We start from the raw sequence: 21,416 nt of genomic DNA, 5'->3' as shown, positions 1-21,416 counted from the left end.
GGCTGTCAGAGCGCCGTCCAGCCCCCGTCCACGCTGATCGTCGTGCCGGTGATCTGGTCGGCCGCGGGCGAACACAGGAAGACCGCCGTCTGCCCGATCTGTTGGGTGCTGGCGAATTCCTTCGAGGGCTGGCGCTCCAGCATGACCTTCTCGATCACCTCCTCGCGGCCCATGCCGTATTTCTCCATCGTGTCGGGGATCTGGTCCTCGACCAGCGGGGTCAGAACGTAGCCCGGGCAGATCGCGTTCGCGGTGATCGGCGCGCGCGCGGTCTCGAGTGCGGCGACCTTGGTCAGGCCCACCAGCCCGTGCTTGGCCGCGACATAGGCCGCCTTGTAGGGCGAGGCGGTGAGCCCGTGCGCCGAGGCGATGTTGACGATCCGGCCCCAGCCCGCGTCACGCATCTTCGGCAGCGCGGCCGCGGTGCAGTGGAAGGCGGAGGAGAGCATGATGGCGAGGATCGCGTCCCATTTCTCCTGCGGGAATTCCTCGATCGGCGCGACGTGCTGGATACCCGCGTTGTTCACCAGGATGTCGCAGGCGCCCGCGGCCTCGACGAGCGCGCGGCACTGGTCGGGCTTCGACATGTCGGCCTGCACGTAGCGCGCCCCGACCCCGTGCGTCCGGGCGATCTCCTGCGCGATGGCGTGATCCTCTTCGCGATCGGTGAAGGAATTGATGACCACATCCGCGCCCGCACGGGCGAGTTCATGCGCCACGCCGAGCCCGATTCCCGAGGTAGAGCCGGTGATCACCGCCGTCTTGCCCGCCAGATCCATGATGTCTCTCCTGCCGTGTCGCTGCGTCGCGGCAGAGAATGGCAGGCGCGGCGGCGGTGACAAGGCCCGCGCGGGGCGGCCCCGGCGTCAGCGCCCTAGCGCGGGACAAAAAAACGCCGGCACAAGGCCGGCGTTCAGTTATTGAGGCAGGTTTCATACAGGCAAGAAACCTATCGAGCAGTGAGGCCTTTATAAGCAATCTCGCGCCGAGCGCCAAGCTAAAAGTTTGAAAAACCTTGGGCGCGGGGGTAGTTTGCGCGGCAAGAAAACAAGGGCACACGAGCAGTGTTGCGCGAATGCGATCGATGATTTTCCGTTTCCGCCACGCGGCGGCAGGCGCCTGCGCGAGTGTCGCGCTGGCCGCCAGTGCCGCGCTCGCGGCGCCGCAGCACGGCATAGCTATGTATGGCGAGCCGGCCCTCCCACCGGATTTTGTGTCGCTGCCCTACGCCAACCCCGAGGCGCCCAAGGGCGGGCGAATCGTCTTCGGAGAGACCGGCGGCTTCGACACGCTCAATCCCTTCACACTCTCGGGCACCGCGCCGTGGCAGTTGCGCTTCCTCGCCTACGAGTCGCTCCTTGGGCGAAGCTGGGACGAGCCTTTCACCCTTTACGGTCTTCTGGCCGAATCGGTCGAGACCGCGCCGGACCGGTCCTGGGTCGAGTTCACCCTGCGTCCCGAGGCCCGATTCTCCGACGGCACGCCGGTGACGGTCGAGGACGTGCTGTGGTCCTACGAGATCCTCGGCACCGAGGGTCACCCCCGCTACCGCGCGCTCTGGGAGGCGATCGAGACGGCCGAGGCGACGGGCCCGCGCACGGTCCGCTTCACCTTTTCGCGCGACAACCCGGAGCTCGCGCTCCTCGCCGGCCTGCGGCCGATCCTCAAGAAGGCGCAGTTCGAGGGGCGCGACTTCGCCGCCGCACGCCTTTCCGAGCCGCCGATCGGCACCGCGCCCTACGTCGTGGGCGATTTCGAGCCGGGCCGGTTTCTCGAGCTCGAGCGCGACCCCGACTACTGGGGCGCGGATCTGCCCTTCCGGGCCGGCACGCACAACTTCGACACCATCCGTTACGAGTATTTCGGCGACGCGACCGCGCTCTTCGAAGCCTTCAAGGCCGGCACGCTCACCGCGCACCGCGAGTTCAACCTCGACGCCTGGGAGACGCGCTACGACTTCCCGGCGGTGCGCCGCGGCGAGATCGAGAAATCGGTGATCCCGCACGGCCGGCCCTCGGGCATGACGGGCTTCGTGATGAACACGCGCCGCGACCTCTTCGCCGACTGGCGCGTGCGCGAGGCGCTGATCGCCGCCTTCAACTTCGAGGCCATCAACGACACGCTCACCGGCGGGCGGCAGCCGCGCATCACCTCCTATTTCTCGAACTCCGTGCTGGGCATGCGCGCGGGCCCGGCCGAGGGGCGGGTGCGCGACCTGCTCGCGCCCTTCGCCGACGATCTGCTGCCCGGCACGCTCGAGGGCTACGCCCTGCCCGAGAGCGACGGCACCACGCGCAACCGCGTCGGGCTGCGCCGGGCGATGCGGCTGTTGCGCGAGGCGGGCTGGCGGGTCGAGGACGGCCGGCTCGTCGATGCCGAGGGCACGCCCTTCGCTTTCGAGCTTCTGATCCGGCAGGGCGCGCAGGAGCATCAGTCCATCGCCGACATCTACGCCCGCGCGCTGGAGCGGCTGGGTATCGCCATGACGATCAACACCGTGGACGACGCGCAATACACCGAGCGCACGACCGCCTTCGACTTCGACATGACGCCCTACCGCGTCGGGCTCTCGCTCTCGCCGGGGACCGAGCAGCGGCTCTACTGGTCGGCCGAGGCGGCCGAGACGCCGGGCTCGCGCAACTGGATGGGAATGCGGTCCGAGGCGGCGGAGGCGATGATCGACGCGATGCTGAACGCGCAGAGCCGCGAGGAGTTCATCGCCGCGACGCGCGCGCTCGACCGCGTGCTGACGGCGGGGCGCTACGTGATCCCGTTCTATCAGTGGACGGCCAGCTACATCGCCCATGCCGACGAGCTGCACTATCCCGAGAGCCTTCCGGTCTACGGCGACTGGGCGGGCTTTCTTCCGGATGTATGGTGGTACGAGGAGACAGGAGAATGATCCGGCTGATTGCGAGCCTCGCGCTCGTCGGGACGCTGACGGGCTGCGCCACGATCGACGGCGTGGGGCAGGACATCTCGGGCGTCGCGCGCACCGTGGAGGGCTGGTTCCGGTAGGGAACGGGCGGCGCGCGGGCGGCGTTGGCATGTCAACAGGAGGGAGCCCGCTCATGGACTGGAACGACATCCGCGCCGACTGGCCTGCCTACGCCCGCGTCATCGCCGAACGCTGGCCCGAGGTGCGGGAGGCCGATCTTCTCGCGCTCGAGGGCGACCGCGAGGCGGTGATCGACACGATCGCCCGCGCAACCGGCATGGAGCGCACCGTGGCCGGCGCCGAACTGGCGGAATGGTAGATGGGCGAGCCGCCCGTGGACGTGCTGATGGACGAGACGCGCGACAACGCCAACATCCGCAAGAGCGCGCGGCATGTGCCCGAGGGCGAGGATCCGCTCGCCGACGACGACGCCTTCGGCGACGAGGGCCAGCCGGACCGCCCGATGGGCCGCAGCTGACGCGCCCTTGCGCCGCGACGTGGCGCTCCTTAGCAAGGGGCGATGTTGTCCGTTTTCGATCAGGGGCCGCCGCCGCCCTGCCCCGCCCCCTTCAACCTCGCGGCGCATGTGCTCACCCCCGCGGCGCAGGTGCCGGACAAGGTCGCGCTCGCCGTTCTCGGCCCCAGTCGGGCCGAGCGCTGGAGCTACGCGCGCCTCGAGGCCGCCGTCCGGGGCACGGCGACGGGCCTGATGCGCGCGGGGCTCGCGCCCGGCGATCTGGTGATGCTGCGGCTCGACAACACCGTGGACTTCCCGATCGCCTTTCTGGGCGCGGTGGCCGCCGGCATCGTGCCCGTGCCGCTTTCGGCCGCCCTCACGGCGCCCGAGGTGGCCCGCCTCGCGCAGGCGCTCTCTCCGGCCGCCATGCTGCACGACCCCGCGCTCGCCGCGCCGGCGGAGGCGCGGCGGATCCCGCTGGAGGAGCTGCGCGCGATGCGCGACCTGCCGCCCGCCGACTACGCGACGGGCGACCCGGAGCGGCTGGCCTATGTCGTCTTCACCTCCGGCACCTCGGGGACGCCGCGGGCGGTGATGCACGCGCATCGCGCCGTCTGGGCGCGGCGCATGATGCATGACGGCTGGTATGGCCTGACGGCAGAGGACCGGCTGATGCACGCGGGCGCCTTCAACTGGACCTATACGCTGGGGACCGGCCTGCTCGACCCCTGGAGCGTGGGCGCGACGGCGCTGATCCCGGCGCCTGGCACCGACCCCGCTGCGCTGCCGCTGCTCCTGTCGCGGCATGATGCCACGATTTTCGCCGCGTCGCCTGGGGTTTACAGGAAACTCCTGAAGCATTGGGGGAACACGCGGGCCCCGCGGCTCCGGCACGGGCTCTCGGCCGGCGAGAAGCTGACCGAGGGCACGCGCGCGGACTGGGAAAGGGCCACCGGCACGACCCTGTACGAAGCCTACGGCATGTCGGAATGCTCCACCTTCATTTCCGCCGCGCCCGGAGCGCCGGCGCCGGCGGGGACGCTGGGCCGGCCCCAGCCCGGGCGGCGCATCGCGATCCTCGGTCCGGACAACGCGCCGCTGCCGCTGGGCGAGATCGGCACCATCGCCGTCGCGCGCCGCGATCCGGGGCTGATGCTGGGCTACATGGGCGCGCCCGAGGCGTCCGAGGCGCGGCTCAGGGGCGAATGGTTCCTGACCGGCGATCTCGGCGCGATGGACGAAGGCGGCGTGATCACCTATCACGGCAGGGCCGACGACCTGATGAACGCGGGCGGCGTGCGCGTCGCCCCGGCCGAGGTCGAGGCGGCGCTGGGGGCCTTCCCCGGCATCGAGGCGCTGGCGGTCACGGATGTCGCGGTCAAGGACCAGGTGCGCGTCATCGCCTGCTTCTACACCGCACCGGAGTCCATTGACGAGGAACAGCTTTCCGCCTTCGCCGCCGAGCGCCTGGCGCGTTGGAAACAGCCGCGGCTCTGGATCCGCACCGAGGCGCTGCCCACGGGGCCGAACGGGAAGCTCTCCCGCCGGCGCCTGCGCGAGACATGGGAGGCCGCACATGGTCAAGCTTGACATCATTTCGGATCCGATCTGCCCCTGGTGCTACATCGGCAAGGCGCAGCTCGACCGCGCGCTCGAGGCAGAGCCCGACCACCCCTTCGAGATCGAATGGCACCCCTTCCAGCTCAACCCGGAGATGCCGGCGGAGGGCATGGACCGCCACGCCTATCTCGAGGCGAAGTTCGGCGGCCCCGAGAAGGCCGCGGAGGTCTATGCGACGATCGCCGAGCACGCCGAGGCGGCGGGGCTCGAGATCGACTGGTCGAGGATCGGGCGCACGCCCAACACGCTGGACGCCCATCGCCTGATCCACTGGGCGGGGATCGAGGGTTGCCAGACCGCGGTGGTCTCGGCCCTTTTCCGCGCCTATTTTAGGGAAGGGCGCGACATCGGCGACCCCGAGGTGCTGGCCGATATTGCCGATGCCCGGGGGATGGACGCTTCGGTGGTTCTCCGCCTGCTGGCCTCGGACGCCGACCGCGAGGAGATCGCCGCCCGCGACAAGGCCGCGCGGGACATGGGCGTGACCGGGGTGCCGACCTTCATCGTCGCGCGGCAGCACGCCGTGCCGGGCGCGCAGCCCACCGAACTCTGGCGCAAGGTGATCGGCGAGATGCAGGAGAAGCTCAAGGAATGAGGCTCTTCAGCGCGCTTTCCATCCTCGGCACGCTCGTGCTCATCATCGCGAGCGGGACGGTCTTCTTCCGCTATGTCGAGGGGTGGAGCTGGCTCGACGCCTATTTCTTCACGGTCGTCACCCTCTCGACCGTCGGTTACGGCTCGCTGGTGCCCGCGACAGCGGCGGGCAAGATCGGAACCACGGTGATGATCTTCCTGGGGCTGAGCGTCTTCGTAGTGGCGGTGCAGCAGTTCGGCAGCTTCGCGATGAAGAAGCGGCAGGAGCATACCGAGTGGCTGGTCGGCCATTGGCGGCACGGGCATGAAGAGCGCCCTCCGCGGGATGGCGACAAGCAGGGCTGAGCGGCTGGTTCCCCCCGCGGCGATGTGCTAGCGGCCCGGGGCATCCCGAGGATCCGCATGCCCCCTGCCCGCCTCTCCCTGCCCGAATTCGTCGCCCTCATGGCGATGATGTTCGCGATCATCGCCTTCTCGATCGACGCGATGCTGCCCGCGCTCCCCGAGATCGGGCAGAGCCTGACGCCCGAGGACGTGAACCGCGCGCAGCTCGTGGTGACGGTCTTCGTGCTGGGCATGGGTGTGGGCACCTTCTTCACCGGGCCGCTCTCGGACGCGCTGGGACGGCGGCCGGTGATCCTCGGCGGTTTCGCGCTCTATATTCTCGCGGCGGGAATCGCGGCGCTCGCCCCCTCGCTCGAAATGCTTCTCGCCGCGCGATTCCTGCAGGGGCTGGGGGCTGCCGCACCGCGGATCGTGACGGTGGCCATCGTGCGCGACCTCTACGCCGGGCGGCGCATGGCGCAGATCATGTCCTTCGTGATGATGGTCTTCACGCTGGTGCCGGCGCTCGCGCCGCTGATCGGCGCGGGGCTGATCGCGCTCGCCGGCTGGCGGGCGATCTTCGTGGCCTTCATGCTCTTCGGCCTCGCCGCGCCGCTGTGGATGGCGCTGCGCCTCGCCGAGCCGCTGCCGCGCGAGATGCGCCGCCCCTTCCGCCTCGGCGCGCTGACCGCTGCGCTGGCCGAGATCGCGCTGAACCCGATGGTGCGGCTCTCGATCCTCGTGCAGGGGCTCGTCTTCGGGCAGATGTTCTCGATGCTGGTGAGCGTGCAGCCGGTCTTCGACGTGACCTTCGGCCGGGCCGCGACCTTTCCGCTCTGGTTCGGCGCCGTGGCCGTCGTCGCGGGAAGTGCCACGCTGCTCAACGCGCTGCTGGTGATGCGCCTGGGGATGCGCTTTCTCATCACCGCGGCGCTCGCCGCGCAATGCGTGCTTTCGGGCGCGATGATCGGCGTGAGTCTCGCCGCGCCGCCCGATCCGCTCTTCTTCGCGCTCTTCGTGATCTGGCAGACCTCGCTCTTCTTCCAGGTCGGGCTGACCGTGGGCAACATCAACGCGATGGCGATGGAGCCCCTCGGGCACATCGCGGGCTTCGCCTCGTCGATCATCGGCTCGGTCTCGACCGTGCTGGCGGTGCTGCTGGCGATTCCGGTCGGGCTGATGTTCGACGGCACGCCGCTGCCTCTGGCCACGGGGATCTTCGCGATGGCGCTGGCGGCGCTTGCGCTGATGCTGCATCTGCGCCGGGTCGAGGCACGGCTCGCGGCGGGCGCCTGACCGCCGGGTGGCGAAAAGGCAGTATACCGTCGCATACCATCTTTTCAGCCGCGCATTCCTCCGCTAGAAGGCGCGCGAAGCCGCTCATCGGAGGACCCGCGCATGGCCAAGATCAAAGTCGAGAACCCGATCGTCGAGATGGACGGGGACGAGATGACCCGGATCATCTGGGATTTCATCAAGCAGAAGCTCATCCTGCCCTATCTCGACGTGGATCTGCTCTACTACGACCTGTCGATCCAGTCGCGGGACGAGACCGACGACCAGATCACCGTCGACGCCGCCGAAAAGACCAAGGAGGTGGGCGTCGCGGTGAAATGCGCGACCATCACCCCCGACGAGGCCCGTGTCGAGGAATTCGGGCTGAAGAAGATGTGGCGCAGCCCCAACGGCACGATCCGCAACATCCTGGGCGGCGTGGTCTTCCGCGCGCCGATCATCTGCCGCAACGTGCCGCGCCTGGTGCCCGGCTGGACGCAGCCCATCGTGATCGGCCGCCACGCCTTCGGCGATCAGTATCGCGCGACCGACTTCCGCATGCCCGGACCCGGCAAGCTCACCATCCGCTTCGAGGGCGAGGACGGCGAGGTGATCGAGCGCGAGGTCTACCAGTCGCCCGGCGCCGGCGTGGCCATGGCGATGTACAACCTCGACGACTCGATCCGCGACTTCGCGCGGGCCTCGATGAACTACGCGCTCGGCATGGGCTGGCCGCTCTACATGTCCACCAAGAACACGATCCTCAAGGCCTATGACGGGCGCTTCAAGGATCTCTTCCAGGAGGTCTTCGACGCCGAGTTCAAGGACAAGTTCGAGGCCAAGGGCATCACCTACGAACACCGGCTGATCGACGACATGGTCGCCTGCGCGATGAAGTGGAACGGCGGCTTCGTCTGGGCGTGCAAGAACTACGACGGCGACGTGCAGTCCGACACCGTGGCCCAGGGCTTCGGCAGCCTCGGCCTGATGACCAGCCAGCTGATGACGCCCGACGGCAAGGTGGTGGAATCCGAGGCCGCGCACGGCACCGTCACCCGCCACTACCGCCAGCACCAGCGCGGCGAGGAGACCTCGACCAACTCGATCGCCTCGATCTTCGCCTGGACCGGCGGGCTCAAGCACCGCGCCAAGCTCGACGGCAACGAGGATCTGCGCCACTTCGCAGAGACGCTCGAGCGCGTGGTGGTCGAGACGGTGGAATCGGGCCACATGACCAAGGATCTCGCCCTGCTGGTGGGCCCCGACCAGGGCTGGCTGACCACCATGGGCTTCCTCGAGAAGGTGGACGAGAACCTGAACAAGGCGCTCGGCGCGGCCTGAGCGCCGCCCGGGGGCGCTGCCCCCGGACCCCCGGGGTATTGGGGGACCATTGAAAGGGCGGGCGGCCGGGGCCGGGCGCCCGCGCCAGGAGGCGGCGATGCAGCTTCTTTCCACCCCGCCGCCCGACCGTCACACGCCGCTCGAAGATGCGCAGGGGCTCGTGGTGGGCGCGGTCATGGTCGCGCTGGCGGTGCTGATGCTGCGGGCGGGCGACCTCGTGACGGGGCAGATCGCGGGGCTTGCGCTGGTGGTGAGCTATCCCACGGGCTGGCCCTTCGGCGCGGTCTTCTTCTTGCTCAACCTGCCCTTCTACCTTTTGGCGATCCGGCAGCTGGGCTGGCGCTTCACGATCAAGACCTTCGCCGCCGTCGCGCTGATGAGCGCGCTGGTCGAGGCGCTGCCGCTGGCCGTGCCGCTGGGCGCGGTGCCCGCGCCGGTGGCGGCCGTGCTCTTCGGCGTGCTGGCGGGCTCCGGCCTGCTCACGCTTTTCCGGCATGGCGCCACGCTGGGCGGGGTGGGGATCGTCGCGCTCTGGCTGCAGGACCGCGGCACGATGCGCGCGGGACAGGTGCAGCTGATCTTCGATCTCGGGGTCTTCGCGCTGGCGCTCGCGCTCTTTCCCTGGCCGGTGGTGCTCTGGTCGCTGGTGGGTGCGGCGATCCTCAACCTGATCATCACCGTCAACCACCGGCGCGACCGCTACATCGCGCGCTCGTGACCCCTGCCGCAGGGGAAGGTTTGGGCGCGCGGCGGCGCTGCGCTATCATCCTGCGCGCATGAGACGGGAGCGTGCGGATGGAGCTTCGGGTCAACGGGCAGACCTACGAGGTCGACGTCGAGGAGGACATGCCCCTCCTCTGGGTGCTCAGGGACGAGCTGGGCCTCACGGGGACGAAATACGGCTGCGGCATCGCGCAGTGCGGCGCCTGCACCGTGCATCTGGACGGCATGGCGGTGCGGTCCTGCCAGACCTGGGCGGCGGACGCCGCGGGCGCCGAGATCACCACCATCGAGGGGCTGGGCACGCCCGAGGCGCCGCACCCGGTGCAGGCCGCCTGGATCGAGACCCAGGTCGCGCAGTGCGGCTATTGCCAGCCCGGGCAGATCATGCAGGCGGCGAGCTTCCTGCGCGACGTGCCGGAGCCCTCGGATCAGGATATCGACAACGCGATGGGCGGCAACCTCTGCCGCTGCGCGACCTACCCGCGCCTGCGCGCGGCGGTGCGCATGGCTGCGGCACGGCTGCGGGAGGGCTGAGCGATGGCGAGCATCGGCAAGATCGCGCGGCGCAGCTTCCTCGTGGGCACCGTGGCCGTGGCGGGGGGCGTCGCCTTCGGCTACTGGCGCTACCGCACGCCCTACCCAAACCCGCTGGAGCCGGGCGAAGGCGCGGCGGTGCTGAACCCCTGGGTCGTTGTGGACAGCGACGGCGTGACGCTCATCACCCCGCGCGCCGACAAGGGACAGGGCGCGGTGCAGGTGCAGGCGGCGCTGCTGGCCGAGGAACTGGACGTGGACCCGGGCGAGGTGCGCACCGCCTTCGGCCCCCCTGCCCCGGTCTACTACAACTCGGTCGTGGCCTCCGAAGGGATGCCGGTGGCCGCCACCGACGACGGCATCATCGCGCGGCTCATGCGCGAGGGCGTCAGCGACGCGGCGGCCAAGCTTCTCGGCATGCAGGTGACGGGCGGCTCGACCACCGTTCCGGATGCCTACGAGAAGCTGCGCCGCGCGGGCGCGGTGGCGCGCGAGACGCTGAAGCGCGCGGCGGCGGCGCGGACAGGCGCGGATGTCGCCGACCTGCGCACCGAGGCGGGCCGCGTGATCCTGCCGGACGGAACAGCCCTGCCCTACGCCGATCTGGCCGCCGAGGCGGCGGAGGTCGAGGCGCCCGATTTCGTGGCCCTGCGCGACCCCGCGGAGTGGCGCATCCTGGGCCAGCCGGTGCAGCGGCTCGACATGGCGGCGAAATGCACGGGCACGCAGGACTTCGGCATCGACCACCGGCAGGAGGGGCTGCTCCACGCCACGGTGCGGACGCATCCCGGCTGGGGCGACAGCGTGACCTCCATCGACAGCCGCGCGGCGGAAGGCATGCGCGGCGTCGAGCGGGTGGTGCAGATCACCGGCGGCGTCGGCGTGATCGCCGACAACACCTGGCGCGCGATGCGCGCGGCGGAGGCCGTGCAGATCGACTGGGGCCCCTCGCCCATCGCCGAAAGCTCCGACGCGATGTGGGAGGGCTTCGCGGGCTCCTTCACAGAGGACCGCCGCGACAGCCGCTTTAAGGACGAGGGCGACGTCGAGGCGGCGCTGGCGGGCGCCGAGGTCATGGAGGCGGAATACCGCGTCCCCTTCCTCGCCCACGCCCCGCTCGAGCCGATGAACGCCACCGTGCAGGTCAGCGGCGATCGGGTGGACGTCTGGACCGGCACGCAGATCCCGCGCTTCCTGCAGGCCAACGTCGCCGAGGTGGTGGGCGTGGACCCCGAGCAGGTGCATGTCCACAACACGATGATCGGCGGCAGCTTCGGCCACCGGCTGGAGGATCTGCATGTCCGGCAGGCGGCGGAGGTGGCGATGCGCGTGCCCGGCCGTCCGGTCAAGATGACCTGGAGCCGGGAAGAGGACATGGCGCACGATTTCCCCCGCACCATGCAGCTTGCCCGGATGCGCGGCGCGGTGCGCGACGGCCGGGTCGAGGCCTACGACCTCTCCATCGCCGCGCATTCGACCTTCGCGAGCCAGGGGCCGCGCTGGGGCGTGCCGGCGGCGGGGCCGGACATCGCTATCGTCGCGGGCGCCTGGGATCAGCCCTTCGCCATCCCCAACTACCGGGTGACGGGCTACCGGGTGCCGGGCGGCGTGCCGGTGTCGTCCTGGCGCTCGGTCGGCGCCTCGGGCAACGGCTTCCTGCACGACGGATTTCTCGACGAGCTGATCCATGCCGCGGGCGCCGACCCGCTGGAGGAGCGCCTCCGCCTGTGCTGGCACGCGCCCTCGCGCCGGGTGCTGGAGGCGGTGGGCGAGATGTGCGGCTGGGACGGGCCGCGCATGGGCGAGGGACGCGGGCGCGGCGTGGCCTACTGCCTGTCCTTCGGGGTGCCCACGGCCGAGGTGGTCGAGGTGACGGCGACCGAGGACGGCATCCGCATCGACGCCGTCTATGTGGCGGCCGAGGTCGGCCGGGTGCTCGACCCGGTGAACGTCGAGGCGCAGATGACCGGCGGCGCGCTCTTCGGGCTGGGGCACGCGATGTTCTCGGAGCTGACCTTCGCGGGCCACCAGGTGGAGCAGCGCAACTACGACCTCTACGAGACGCTGCGCCTGCCCCAGGTGCCGAAGGTCATCGAGGCCCGCGCGCTGGAGACCACCGACGAGATCCGCGGCATCGGCGAGCCGCCCGTGCCCCCCGCCGCCCCCGCGCTCGCCAACGCGATCTTCGCCGCGACGGGGGAGCGGCTGCGCGAGATGCCGTTCGCGAAGGCGGTGCGGTTCGTCTGAGGCGGGCGCCGCGGCTTTCCTTCCGGCGCGCTTTGGTCCACACAGCTGCGGATGTCCGTCTATGCCAGGGGATTCCTGATCACGCTCGCCGGCGTGCTGGTGCTCTCGCCGGATACGCTGCTGGTGCGGCTGGTGGATGCCGCGCCGCTGGCGCAGTTCTTCTGGCGCGGGCTGCTGAGCGGCGGGATCATCCTTCTGGCCTATGCGCTCTTCGCGCCGGCGGCGCTGCGGGCGAGCCTGCGGGGGTTCGGCCGGCCCGAGGCGCTGGTTCTGCTGCTTTACGGGACCAGCAACCTGCTCTTCGTCTATTCCACGCTGACCACGCTGGTGGCCAACACGCTCTTCATCCTCGCCACCTCGCCGGTCTTCGCCGCGCTGATCGCGCGCTTCGTGCTGGGCGAGACGGTGCCGCGCCGGACCTGGGTCACGATCCTCGTCGTGCTGGCGGGGATCGGGATCATCGCGGCCGGCAGCGGGTTGGGCCGGGGCGGCAGCCTCGCCGGGGATCTCGCCGCACTGGGCACGGCGCTCGCCATGGCGACGATCTTTTCGATCGCGCGGATGCGTCCGGAGCGCAGCATCGTCCCCGTCATGGGCGCGTCGTCGTTCCTCGCGGCGGCGGTCTGCGGGCTGGTCGCCCCCACGCTGGTGCTGCCATCCGGCGACTGGGTCTGGATGGGGCTCATGGGGCTGCTGGTCGTGCCGCTGGCCTTTGCGCTCATCGCCACCGGCCCGCGCTACCTGCCGGCGGCGGACGTGGGCCTGCTGATGCTGCTCGAGGCGGTGCTGGGTCCGCTCTACGTGTGGTGGGCGCTGGGCGAGACGCCGGGGCCCACCACCTTCGCGGGCGGCGCGCTGGTCCTGGGGGCGCTGGCGGCCAACAACGCGATCATGCTGCTGCGCCGACGCGCGGCCTGAGCCGGTCACGTGACCCCGGGACGCGCGGGCGCGCGCAGCGCGCGGTCGATGAGCGCGCGCGCCGGCGCGCCGCACTGCGCGCCGAGCGCGCGGGCGGGGGCGTTCGCCGCCGAGACGATCCCGTCCTGCCAGGTCGAACGCGCCTCGCCGATCCGTGCGCTTTTGGCGGCGACCGTCGCCGCGGCCACGCCGCGCGCCTCGAGCGCGGCCAGCCGCCCCGTGCCGGTCCCGCCGCCGGCATCGTTGAAGAGCGCGAGGAAGGCGTCCGCCTTCAGCGCGTTGCGCGGATCGTCGCCGAAGACCGCGCCGTGCGAGCCGGTCACGACCACCTGGCCGGCGTCCTCGGCGCGGACGAGGCTCGCCGAATCTACCAGGACGAGCGCACGCCGCGCGCCCGTGGGCCGCAGCACCTCGCGTGCCTCCGAGACCTCGGGGCAGGCCCCGTCGTGCAGCGGCGCGGCCTCCAGGCGGCGGGCGGCTTCGGTGCAGGACATGCCCGGCCGCACACCGCAGGCGCGGGCCTGCGCGTTGGCGTGCGAGATGCGGCCCTGTGCGAGCATCTCGCCGGCCTGCCCGATGGCGGCGCTCGCGTGGTCCACCGAAGCGGCGGCCATGCCCTCCGCCTCCAGCCAGCCGAGGCCGCCGATGCCGGCCTCCCCGAGCCCCACGCCCGCGTCGTGCAGGATCACCGCCCGGCATCCCGACCGGCAGGCCAGCGCCGCCGCATAGACGCCGCCATGCGAGCCCGAGACGACCACCCGCCCCGCCGCTTCCGGCCCCAGCTTCGTCACGCTGTCGGCCAGGAGCGGCCCGGCCGGGTCAGGCAACGCGGTCGCCCTTCCTGACCTGCACCGCGCGGCTGTCGGCGGCGGGCAGCATCTTGCCCGGATCGCGGGTCACGACGACATCGAGCACGGTGGGGCGGCCCGGCTCGGCCAGCCCCTGCGCCAGCGCGCCGGACAGCGCGTCCGGGTGTTCCACCCGGATACCCTTGCATCCCAGCGCCTCGGCCGCGGCAGCGTAATTCGTCTCGGCCAGGTCGCTCGACTGATAGGCGCCCTCGCCGTACATCAGGTGCTGGAGCGCCTTCACGTAGCCGGAGGCCGCGTTGTTCACCACGATCACCGTCAGCGCGAGCCCCATGCGCCGCGCCGTCTCCAGCTCGCCCAGCACCATGTTGAAGCCGCCGTCGCCCGTGAGCGCCACGACCGCCCGGTCCGGCGCGGCCAGCCGCGCGCCGATCGCGCCGGGCAGGCCGTAGCCGATCGAGGCGAAGCCGCGGTCCGGCACGAAGCCGCGCCCGGCGCGTGGCTGGTCGTAGAGCAGCCCGCCCCAGTGCGCCGCGAAGCCGCCGTCGGCGATCAGCAGCGCGTCCTCGGGCAGCCCTGCGTTCAGCGTGCCCATCAGCCGGCCCATCGAGACCGGCACCTCGTCGCTTTCCAGCCGCGCGCGCGCGGTCTCGCGCCATTTCGCCATGCGCGTGATGACCTCTGCGCCCCAGGCCTTGCGGGCCTCGGGCATGGCGCTGCCGTCCAGCGCGGCGGCCAGATCGCGGATGCCTTCGCGCAGATCGCCCCAGAGCGGCAGCGTCGGCCGGTAGGTGCGGCCGATCTCTTCGGCCACGCAATCGAGATGGATCAGCGTCTTGCCCGGCGCGGGGACGGTGTAGCGCTTGGTCGCGATCTCGCCCAGCTTGCAGCCGATCACGAGAAGGCAGTCGCTTTCCGCGATCATGTCGTTGGCGATCCGGTCGTAGCGTCCGAAAAGGCCGGCCGAGAGCGGGCTGGTGCAGGGGATCGCGCCCTTGCCGCTCATCGTGTGGGCGACGGGGATGCCGTGGGCCTCGGCGAAGCGGGTCACGTCCTCCGCCGCCTGCGACAGGTGCACGCCGCCGCCTGCGAGGATCATGGGCCGCGCGGCGGCCGCGAGCATCCCGGCCGCCTGCGCCACGCTCTCGGCATCGGGCCGCGCGCGCAGGGCCGGCGCCGCCTGATAGCGCGGATCGGCGGTGAAGTCGTCGTCGGAAAAGCCGTGCGTGCCGTGCGCCACGTCTTCGGGCACGATCAGCGCCACGGGGCCGGGGCGCCCGGTCGTGGCCACCGTGAAGGCCCGGCGCGCGAGCTCGGGCAGGCGCGCGACGCTCTCGGCGCGAATGACCTCCTTGACCGCGGGGCGCAGGATCTCGGCCTGCCGGGCCTCCTGCGTCATGTTCTTCCAGGCATGTTCGCGGTGCGTATCCCCCACGATCGCCACCAGCGGGCTGCCCGCGTTCAGCGCCTCCACCAGTCCGGTGACGAGGTTCGTCGCCCCCGGGCCGAGCGTCGCATCCACGAGGCCCACCCGGCCGGAGACCTTGGCATAGGCATCGGCGGCGAAGACGCCGCAGCGTTCGTCGTTGATGAGGTTGTGGTTCAGGCCCAGCCGGCGCGCCGCGTCGTAGAAGGGCAGAAGCTGGAATCCCCCCATCCCGAAGATCGGTCCCGCGCCATGCGCCTGCAGCATCCGCGCAAGCGCCTCGCCGCCGGTCATCTCGTTGTGTCCCTGCTCCGTCATGCGTGCCTCGTCGTCTCAGGTTATGCGATAGCCCAGAACCCGCGGCAGCCAGAGCGCGAGCTCGGGGAACAGAACGATCAGCGCCAGCGCCACCGCCATGCCCAGCAGCAGCCAGCCCACCCAGCGGAAGGTGCTCTCGAGCGGGACTCGGGCGATCTTGGCGGTGACCATGAGGTTCACGGCCACCGGCGGGGTGAACTGCCCCATCGCCACGAGGATCGCCATGACCACCCCGAACCAGACGAAGGACCAGTCGAAGGCCTGCACGATCGGGATGAGCAAGGGCACCGCGATCAGGTAGATCGACACCCCGTCGAGCACCATCCCCGCGAGCAGCAGCAGGATCATCAGGAAGAGCAGGATCAGCCATTCGTTGTCGGTCACCGACAGGAGCGCCGCGGTCGTGGCGTCGAAGGCGCCCATGGTCGATCCCGCCCAGGCGAAGAGCCCCGCCAGCGAGATGATGAGCATGACCACGCCGGAGATCTTGGCGGCTTCGGCCAGCACCTCGTAGATCTCCCGCAGGCCCATGGTGCGGTAGAGCAGCGTGCCCACCAGCAACCCGTAGAACACGGCGACCACGGCCGTTTCGGTCGGTGTGAAGAGGCCCGAGCGCAGCCCGCCCAGGATGATGACCGGCGCCATGAGCCCCGGCAGCGCCCGCCGGAAACTCGGCCAGATGGCGGGGCGGTCGGGGTCTTCGTCCCGGCCGAAATCATGCCGGCGGCTGAGCAGGAGCGCGGGCACCGCGATCGCGAGGCCCACGAGCAGCCCCGGCACGAGGCCCGCGGCGAAGAGCGCGCGCAGGTCCAGTCCCGGCACGATCACCGAATAGATGATCATGGCGACGGAGGGCGGGATCAGGATCGCGGTGGAGGCGGAGGCCGCCACGACGCTCGCCGTGAAGGGCCGCGGGTAGCCCGCCTTGATCATCGAGGGCAGCATGACCGTGATCACCGCCGCCGCGTCGGCCGGGCCGGAGCCGGACATGCCCCCCATGATGAGGCAGACGATCACCGCCACAAGCGCCAGCCCGCCGCGGCGCGGGCCGATCAGCGACTGCGCGAACTCCACCAGCCGCGCGGCCACGCCCGAGCGCTCGAAGACCATGCCCGTCAGGATGAAGAGCGGGATGGCGATCAGCGGATACTTGGCGACCGCGGCATAGGTGTTCGGCCCGATCATGCCGAGCGCCGTCAGATCCAGCCCGACATAGATGCCCGCCGCCCCCGCGAAGCCCAGCGCGACGGCGATCGGCGTGCCGATCAGCATCAGCGCCACGAAGACCAGCAGCAGAAGGACGTTCGGATCCATCGGCAGCGCTACCCGTCCCGGCGCGGGCGCAGAAGCTTCGCCCAGCCGCGCCCCCAGACCCGGCAGATGATGGCCACCGAGAGCAGCGGCAGCCAGATCGTGTAGAGCCAGACCGGGTTGCCGAGGCCCGGCGAGGTCTCGCCCCAGTACCACTCGTCATAGGTCACGCGTCCGCCGTACCAGACGATCATCGCGAACATCGCGGTGGTCACGGCGAGGGTGACGAGTTCGGCCAGCCACCTGAGCCTTGGCGGGAAGCGTTCCAGGAAGAAGGTGATGCGGATGTGTTCGTTCGTGGCGAAGGCCGCCGAGGCCCCCACGAAGGTCATGAAGACCAGCAGGAAGACCGAGAACTCCTCGGTGAAGGCGAAGGAGGCGTTGGTGGCGTAGCGCACCACGACGTTGCCGAGCGAGATCAGGCAGATCGCGGCCAGCGCGGCGGCGCCCAGCGCCTCCTCGATCTTTACCGGCACGCGGGCGTGATCCGCGCCGGTTTCGGTCACGTCGGGATCCGGCGCGGGATCCCCGCTCTTCTGCGGGCTCATCGGAACCTCTCGGTCTGCGCAAGCGGGGCGGCCGCCGCGCGCGGGCGGCGGCCGCCGGTGCCGCAGGGATCAGCGGTTGGCGATGGACTCCTCGGCCATCCGCACGAGGTCTTCGCCGACCGTCGCGGTCCATTCCTCGTAGACGGGCCGCGTGACGTCCACGAAGGCCTGCCGCTCCTCGTCCGTGAGCGTGACGACCTCCACGCCGTAGCCGCGGATCTCCTCCACGAGGCTCTGGTCATCCTCCGTCAGCCCCTCGCGGGCCACCTCGATGCCCAGCGCGCCCGCCTCGATCGCGGCCTGGCGCAGGATCTCCTGATCCTCGGGCGTGAAGCTCTCCCAGACCTCCTGATTGACGGCGAAGATCAGCGGATCGGCCACGTAGTGCCAGAGCGTGACGTTGGTCTGGCCCAGTTCGTGCATGTTGAGCACCGAGTAGATGGTGAGCGGGTTCTCCTGCCCGTCCACCGCGCCGGTGGTGAGCGCCGGCTGCGCGTCGGCCCAGCTCATCTGCGTGGGGTTGGCGCCCATGGCCGAGAACATGTCGTTGAAGATGGGCGAGCCCACGACCCGCATCTTCAGCCCCTCCATGTCCTCGGGGCGGCGGATCGGCCGCACCGAGTTCGTCACCTCGCGAAAGCCGTTCTCGGCCCAGGCCAGCGGCTCCACTCCGTTCTCGCGCAGGATCTCGAAGATCCGCTCGCCCACCGGTCCCTGCGTGAGCGCGTCGAGCGCGGCGTAGTCGGGCATCAGGAAGGGCATGGAGAAGAGATTGAGCTCCTGCACCTGCGGCGACCAGTTGATGGTGGAGCCCACGGCCATGTCGATGATGCCGCGCCGCATGGCGGTGAACTCGCGCGTCTGGTCGCCCTGCACGAGCTGCACGCCGGGATAGACCTTCATGTTGATCCGCCCGTCGGTGCGCTCGGCCACGAGCTCGACCCAGCGGTCCGCCGCGATCCCCCAGGGGAAGGGCGCGGGCACCACGGTCGAGACGCGGTATTCGTCCTTGTAGTCCTGCGCCATGGCGGGCGCGAGCCCCAGCATCGACGCCGCGGCCCCGGCCGCGATCAGTGTCTTGAGCAGTTTCATCCTCTCTTTCCTCCCTTAGTGATGATGGCGGCGCCTCCTCGCCGGCCGGTTCACGAAACGGGCGCAGGCGCGATCATGCCCTGCACCGCCTCGACGATCTGATCCTCGCTCACGCGCGCGCGGTCCTCCAGCGGCGGCGCGTAGGCGATGGGGATTCGCGGCGCGCCCAGCCTGCGCACGGGCGCCGCGAGCCGGGCGTGCAGCGCCTCCGCCACGCTCGCCGCGATCTCGGCGCCGAAGCCCGCGACCGAGACGGCTTCCTGCGCGACCAGCAGGCGGCCCGTCTTCTCGACAGAGGCCAGCACGGCCTCGCGGTCCCAGGGCCAGAGCGTGCGCAGGTCGATCACCTCGACCTCGATGCCCTGACCGGCAAGACGCTCCGCTGCCAACAGGCTGACGTGGCGCATCGCCGACCAGGTCACCAGCGTCAGGTCGCGGCCCTCGCGTGCGATGTCGGCCTGCCCCAGCGGCACCAGGTGCTCGCCCTCGGGCGCCTGCCCTTCGAGCCCCCAGAGGTTCTTGTGCTCCATGTAGACCACCGGGTCGTCGCAGCGGATCGCGGATTTCAGCAGGCCCAGATTGTCGGCGGGCGTCGCGGGCGCGACCACGACGAGGCCGGGGATATGCGCATACCACGCCTCGAGCGACTGCGAATGCTGCGCGGCGGACGAGCGCCACATGCCGACCGGCTCGCGCACCACCAGCGGCACGCGCATCTGCCCGCCGAACATGAAGCGCGCCTTGGCGGCCTGGTTCACCAGTTCGTCCACCGCGCAGAGCGCGAAGTCGGAAAAGCGCATCTCGACCACCGGGCGCGTGCCGGTCATCGCCGCGCCCACCGCGGCGCCCATGATGCAGGCCTCCGAGATCGGCGTGTCCGCAATCCGCGCGTCGCCGAACATCTCCTGCAGGCCGCGGTACTGGCCGAAGACCCCGCCCCGGCCCAGATCCTCGCCCAGCGCCCAGACGCTGCCGTCGCGCTCCATCTCCTCGATCAGGGCGCGGCGGCCGGCCTCTAGATAGGTCGTCCCCGCCATCAGAAGGCCCTCGCCGCCGGATCGCCCACGTCCTGCACGTCGGCGAAGGCGCCGGCCGCGTCCGGCCAGTCCGCCGCCCGCGCCCTGTCGCGCACCTCGCGCATCCCGGCCTGGGCCGCCTCGCGCGTCTCGTCGAGCCGGGCCTGATCGACTCCGGCCATGCGCAGCGCCGCCTCCAGCCGCGCGATCGGGCAGCGGGCGCGCCATTCCTCGACCTCGGAGGCGTCGCGATAGGGCGCCTGATCCGCCGCGGTGTGCCCGGTGATGCGGTAGGTCCGGCAGTGCAGCAGCCGCGGTCCCTCGCCGCGGCGCGTGGCCTTGATCGCCGCCCGCGCGGCCGCGTCCACCGCGAGCACGTCGTTGCCGTCCACCGCCTCGGCCGGCAGGCCGAGGCTCTCGGCGCGCGCCACGACGCCCGGTCCGCCGGTGAGCGACCGGGTGCGCGTGGTGGCGGAAAACCCGTTGTCCTCGCAGACGAAGATCACCGGCAGATCGAAGACCCGTGCCCAGTTGAGCCCTTCGAGGAAGGGGCCGCGGTTCACCGCGCCGTCGCCGAAGATGCAGACCGCCACCTCGCCCGCGCGGCGCAGCCTGAGCGCATGCGCCGCCCCCACGCCGATGGGGATGTTCGCGCCGACGACCCCGTTCGCGCCCAGCATGCCGACGCCGAAATCGGCGATGTGCATCGAGCCGCCCTTGCCGCCGCAGGTGCCGCCCGCCCGGCCGAAGAGCTCGAGCATCATGGCCAGCGGGTCGGCCCCCTTGGCCAGCGTGTGCCCGTGGCCGCGATGGGTGGAAAGCAGCAGGTCCGTGCGCCACAGGTTCGGACAGATGCCGGCGGCGACGGCCTCCTGCCCGATCGAGGGATGGATGGCGCCCAGCACCAGCCCCTCGCGCAGGGACTCGATGGCGAGTTCCTCGAAGCTGCGGATCCTCCACATCAGCGCGAGGACGGGCAGGAACCGCCCGGGATCGAGATTGGCCGCGGCCGCCTCGCGGCCTGACGCGGAGTCGTTCAAAACTGCTCCTCCCTGGTTGACTCGGTCACGCCCCCCGGCGCGTCCGCTTCCCCGGGCGCGCCCAGCAGGCGGCCCAGTTCGGCGGCCTCGTCCCGCAAGAGCGTCACGAGTTCGGATTCGCGCGGGGGCTCCATCCGTTCGCGGATCGCGGCGATGGAGAGCGCCGCGACGGCGCGGCCGGTCTCGTCCAGCACCGGCACGCCCACGGCGGCCATGGCGCTGACGATCCGGCCGTCGTTGCGGGCGTGGCCCGCGGCGCGGCTGGCGCGTATCATCTCGCGCAGGCTGGCCGCGTCGAAGCCGGGAAAGCCCGCGCGCGCGGCATGATCGTCGCGCAGCACGCGCGCGATGTCCGCTTCGTCCTGCCAGGCGAGCAGCGCCAGCGAGCCCGCGCCCACGCCAAGCGGGCGCCGGTCGCCCACGTCGAGGGTCAGCGTGCGGATCGGGTAGCTGCCGGTGCAGCGATCGACGCAGAGCGCCTCGTCGCCGTCGCGGACCGAGAGATAGACCGTGTCGCCCGTGGCCGCGGCGAGCCGCGCGAGCACAGGCCGCGCGAGATCGACGATGCGGAAGCGGCGCGCCGCGGAGCCCAGCGCGAAGAGCCCGTAGCCCAGCCGGTAATGCTTGGCCGTCTCGTCGAACTCGACGAAGCGGACATCGACCAGCGCGCGCAGCAGGCGGTGCGCCGTGGCCTTGCCCAGGTCCAGCGCGGCAGTGATCTCGGACAGGCGCATGCCCTCGGCCGGCCCTTCGGCCAGCGCGCGCAGAACGCGCGCGGCACGGTCGATCGTCTGGAGCGATGCGCCCTCGCTCTCCGGCATCTCCGGCGTCCCCGGCTGCTGTCCTCCCGCTCCCGGTCTCCCCTCCGGAAGCGTTCCGCTCAGC

The 21,416-nt window shown here is 71.1% G+C and carries 22 protein-coding genes; 13 read left to right on the top strand and 9 right to left on the bottom strand.

Features of this window, described 5'->3' with window-relative positions; all coding sequences use genetic code 11:
• Nucleotides 1-5: 5 nt before the first annotated feature.
• Nucleotides 6-779 (bottom strand): 3-hydroxybutyrate dehydrogenase, encoded by a 774-nt coding sequence (locus tag DRV85_RS10205; RefSeq protein ID WP_113289355.1) that lies wholly within the window; start codon nt 777-779, stop codon nt 6-8.
• Nucleotides 780-1,075: 296 nt separating this feature from the next.
• Here DRV85_RS10205 and DRV85_RS10200 point away from each other — a divergent pair, with 296 nt between their 5' ends.
• From DRV85_RS10200 to DRV85_RS10145, 13 genes are all read left to right on the top strand, one after another.
• Nucleotides 1,076-2,902 carry an extracellular solute-binding protein gene (locus DRV85_RS10200; RefSeq protein ID WP_233495465.1) on the top strand — a complete coding sequence of 609 codons (1,827 nt, stop codon included), beginning with the start codon at nt 1,076-1,078 and terminating at the stop codon, nt 2,900-2,902.
• A complete protein-coding gene (locus tag DRV85_RS10195) occupies nt 2,899-3,018 on the top strand; it encodes an entericidin EcnA/B family protein (RefSeq protein WP_113289354.1) in 120 nt (39 codons plus the stop codon). The genes DRV85_RS10200 and DRV85_RS10195 overlap by 4 nt, the downstream gene beginning before the upstream one ends.
• Before the next feature lie 53 nt (nt 3,019-3,071).
• On the top strand, nt 3,072-3,257 hold the full coding sequence (locus DRV85_RS10190) for a hypothetical protein (protein ID WP_113289353.1): 186 nt from the start codon (nt 3,072-3,074) through the stop codon (nt 3,255-3,257).
• Nucleotides 3,258-3,416, top strand: coding sequence for a hypothetical protein (locus tag DRV85_RS19165; protein ID WP_158540141.1), 159 nt, complete (start codon nt 3,258-3,260; stop codon nt 3,414-3,416).
• 42 nt (nt 3,417-3,458) lie between these two features.
• Entirely contained in the window at nt 3,459-4,985 is a 1,527-nt protein-coding gene (locus DRV85_RS10185) for a class I adenylate-forming enzyme family protein (protein WP_113289352.1), read from the top strand.
• Nucleotides 4,972-5,610, top strand: coding sequence for a DsbA family oxidoreductase (locus tag DRV85_RS10180; protein WP_113289351.1), 639 nt, complete (start codon nt 4,972-4,974; stop codon nt 5,608-5,610). Before DRV85_RS10185 ends, DRV85_RS10180 begins: the two co-directional genes overlap by 14 nt.
• A complete protein-coding gene (locus DRV85_RS10175) occupies nt 5,607-5,954 on the top strand; it encodes a potassium channel family protein (protein ID WP_113289350.1) in 348 nt (115 codons plus the stop codon). Before DRV85_RS10180 ends, DRV85_RS10175 begins: the two co-directional genes overlap by 4 nt.
• Nucleotides 5,955-6,011: 57 nt before the next feature.
• Nucleotides 6,012-7,229 carry an MFS transporter gene (locus DRV85_RS10170; RefSeq protein WP_113289349.1) on the top strand — a complete coding sequence of 406 codons (1,218 nt, stop codon included), beginning with the start codon at nt 6,012-6,014 and terminating at the stop codon, nt 7,227-7,229.
• Between the two features lie 102 nt (nt 7,230-7,331).
• Entirely contained in the window at nt 7,332-8,549 is a 1,218-nt protein-coding gene (locus DRV85_RS10165; RefSeq protein WP_113289348.1) for an NADP-dependent isocitrate dehydrogenase, read from the top strand.
• 97 nt (nt 8,550-8,646) lie between these two features.
• Entirely contained in the window at nt 8,647-9,267 is a 621-nt protein-coding gene (locus DRV85_RS10160) for a YitT family protein (protein WP_113289347.1), read from the top strand.
• A 77-nt stretch (nt 9,268-9,344) separates the two neighbouring features.
• Nucleotides 9,345-9,806 carry a (2Fe-2S)-binding protein gene (locus DRV85_RS10155; protein ID WP_113289346.1) on the top strand — a complete coding sequence of 154 codons (462 nt, stop codon included), beginning with the start codon at nt 9,345-9,347 and terminating at the stop codon, nt 9,804-9,806.
• A gap of 3 nt (nt 9,807-9,809) precedes the next feature.
• Nucleotides 9,810-12,053 carry a xanthine dehydrogenase family protein molybdopterin-binding subunit gene (locus tag DRV85_RS10150; RefSeq protein WP_113289345.1) on the top strand — a complete coding sequence of 748 codons (2,244 nt, stop codon included), beginning with the start codon at nt 9,810-9,812 and terminating at the stop codon, nt 12,051-12,053.
• 51 nt (nt 12,054-12,104) lie between these two features.
• Complete coding sequence (locus tag DRV85_RS10145; protein ID WP_113289344.1) at nt 12,105-12,971, top strand: DMT family transporter; 867 nt, start codon at nt 12,105-12,107, stop codon at nt 12,969-12,971.
• A gap of 5 nt (nt 12,972-12,976) precedes the next feature.
• On the opposite strand, the gene DRV85_RS10140 is transcribed toward DRV85_RS10145, so the two are convergent.
• The 8 genes from DRV85_RS10140 to DRV85_RS10105 form a co-directional block, all read right to left on the bottom strand.
• Nucleotides 12,977-13,798, bottom strand: coding sequence for a hypothetical protein (locus DRV85_RS10140; protein ID WP_113289343.1), 822 nt, complete (start codon nt 13,796-13,798; stop codon nt 12,977-12,979).
• Nucleotides 13,791-15,524, bottom strand: a complete 1,734-nt coding sequence (locus DRV85_RS10135; RefSeq protein WP_113289342.1) for a thiamine pyrophosphate-binding protein — start codon at nt 15,522-15,524, stop codon at nt 13,791-13,793. The genes DRV85_RS10140 and DRV85_RS10135 overlap by 8 nt, the downstream gene beginning before the upstream one ends.
• A gap of 15 nt (nt 15,525-15,539) precedes the next feature.
• Nucleotides 15,540-16,838, bottom strand: a complete 1,299-nt coding sequence (locus DRV85_RS10130; protein ID WP_113289341.1) for a TRAP transporter large permease — start codon at nt 16,836-16,838, stop codon at nt 15,540-15,542.
• 8 nt (nt 16,839-16,846) lie between these two features.
• On the bottom strand, nt 16,847-17,383 hold the full coding sequence (locus DRV85_RS10125; protein ID WP_113289340.1) for a TRAP transporter small permease: 537 nt from the start codon (nt 17,381-17,383) through the stop codon (nt 16,847-16,849).
• A 69-nt stretch (nt 17,384-17,452) separates the two neighbouring features.
• Entirely contained in the window at nt 17,453-18,475 is a 1,023-nt protein-coding gene (locus DRV85_RS10120) for a DctP family TRAP transporter solute-binding subunit (RefSeq protein ID WP_113289339.1), read from the bottom strand.
• A 50-nt stretch (nt 18,476-18,525) separates the two neighbouring features.
• On the bottom strand, nt 18,526-19,512 hold the full coding sequence (locus DRV85_RS10115) for an alpha-ketoacid dehydrogenase subunit beta (protein ID WP_113289338.1): 987 nt from the start codon (nt 19,510-19,512) through the stop codon (nt 18,526-18,528).
• Nucleotides 19,512-20,531, bottom strand: coding sequence for a thiamine pyrophosphate-dependent dehydrogenase E1 component subunit alpha (locus DRV85_RS10110; protein WP_113289337.1), 1,020 nt, complete (start codon nt 20,529-20,531; stop codon nt 19,512-19,514). Before DRV85_RS10110 ends, DRV85_RS10115 begins: the two co-directional genes overlap by 1 nt.
• The gene (locus DRV85_RS10105; protein ID WP_113289336.1) at nt 20,528-21,352 is read right to left on the bottom strand and encodes an IclR family transcriptional regulator; all 825 of its coding nucleotides are present in this window, start codon (nt 21,350-21,352) and stop codon (nt 20,528-20,530) included. Before DRV85_RS10105 ends, DRV85_RS10110 begins: the two co-directional genes overlap by 4 nt.
• Nucleotides 21,353-21,416: the final 64 nt, after the last annotated feature.

The sequence above is a fragment of the Rhodosalinus halophilus genome, from assembly GCF_003298775.1.
Classification (GTDB): Bacteria; Pseudomonadota; Alphaproteobacteria; order Rhodobacterales; family Rhodobacteraceae; genus Rhodosalinus; species Rhodosalinus halophilus.
The sequence above is the reverse complement of the archived record's forward strand: the minus strand, read 5'-3'. Positions and strand labels throughout refer to the sequence as shown.

Bases quoted from the DNA above. Each gene is read 5' to 3' on its own strand.
- DRV85_RS10205 (WP_113289355.1), bottom strand. From the start codon at position 779: ATGGATCTGGCGGGCAAGACGGCGGTGATCACCGGCTCTACCTCGGGA.
- DRV85_RS10200 (WP_233495465.1), top strand. From the start codon at position 1,076: ATGCGATCGATGATTTTCCGTTTCCGCCACGCGGCGGCAGGCGCCTGC.
- DRV85_RS10195 (WP_113289354.1), top strand. From the start codon at position 2,899: ATGATCCGGCTGATTGCGAGCCTCGCGCTCGTCGGGACGCTGACGGGC.
- DRV85_RS10190 (WP_113289353.1), top strand. From the start codon at position 3,072: ATGGACTGGAACGACATCCGCGCCGACTGGCCTGCCTACGCCCGCGTC.
- DRV85_RS19165 (WP_158540141.1), top strand. From the start codon at position 3,258: ATGGGCGAGCCGCCCGTGGACGTGCTGATGGACGAGACGCGCGACAAC.
- DRV85_RS10185 (WP_113289352.1), top strand. From the start codon at position 3,459: ATGTTGTCCGTTTTCGATCAGGGGCCGCCGCCGCCCTGCCCCGCCCCC.
- DRV85_RS10180 (WP_113289351.1), top strand. From the start codon at position 4,972: ATGGTCAAGCTTGACATCATTTCGGATCCGATCTGCCCCTGGTGCTAC.
- DRV85_RS10175 (WP_113289350.1), top strand. From the start codon at position 5,607: ATGAGGCTCTTCAGCGCGCTTTCCATCCTCGGCACGCTCGTGCTCATC.
- DRV85_RS10170 (WP_113289349.1), top strand. From the start codon at position 6,012: ATGCCCCCTGCCCGCCTCTCCCTGCCCGAATTCGTCGCCCTCATGGCG.
- DRV85_RS10165 (WP_113289348.1), top strand. From the start codon at position 7,332: ATGGCCAAGATCAAAGTCGAGAACCCGATCGTCGAGATGGACGGGGAC.
- DRV85_RS10160 (WP_113289347.1), top strand. From the start codon at position 8,647: ATGCAGCTTCTTTCCACCCCGCCGCCCGACCGTCACACGCCGCTCGAA.
- DRV85_RS10155 (WP_113289346.1), top strand. From the start codon at position 9,345: ATGGAGCTTCGGGTCAACGGGCAGACCTACGAGGTCGACGTCGAGGAG.
- DRV85_RS10150 (WP_113289345.1), top strand. From the start codon at position 9,810: ATGGCGAGCATCGGCAAGATCGCGCGGCGCAGCTTCCTCGTGGGCACC.
- DRV85_RS10145 (WP_113289344.1), top strand. From the start codon at position 12,105: ATGTCCGTCTATGCCAGGGGATTCCTGATCACGCTCGCCGGCGTGCTG.
- DRV85_RS10135 (WP_113289342.1), bottom strand. From the start codon at position 15,524: ATGACGGAGCAGGGACACAACGAGATGACCGGCGGCGAGGCGCTTGCG.
- DRV85_RS10130 (WP_113289341.1), bottom strand. From the start codon at position 16,838: ATGGATCCGAACGTCCTTCTGCTGCTGGTCTTCGTGGCGCTGATGCTG.
- DRV85_RS10125 (WP_113289340.1), bottom strand. From the start codon at position 17,383: ATGAGCCCGCAGAAGAGCGGGGATCCCGCGCCGGATCCCGACGTGACC.
- DRV85_RS10120 (WP_113289339.1), bottom strand. From the start codon at position 18,475: ATGAAACTGCTCAAGACACTGATCGCGGCCGGGGCCGCGGCGTCGATG.
- DRV85_RS10115 (WP_113289338.1), bottom strand. From the start codon at position 19,512: ATGGCGGGGACGACCTATCTAGAGGCCGGCCGCCGCGCCCTGATCGAG.
- DRV85_RS10105 (WP_113289336.1), bottom strand. From the start codon at position 21,352: ATGCCGGAGAGCGAGGGCGCATCGCTCCAGACGATCGACCGTGCCGCG.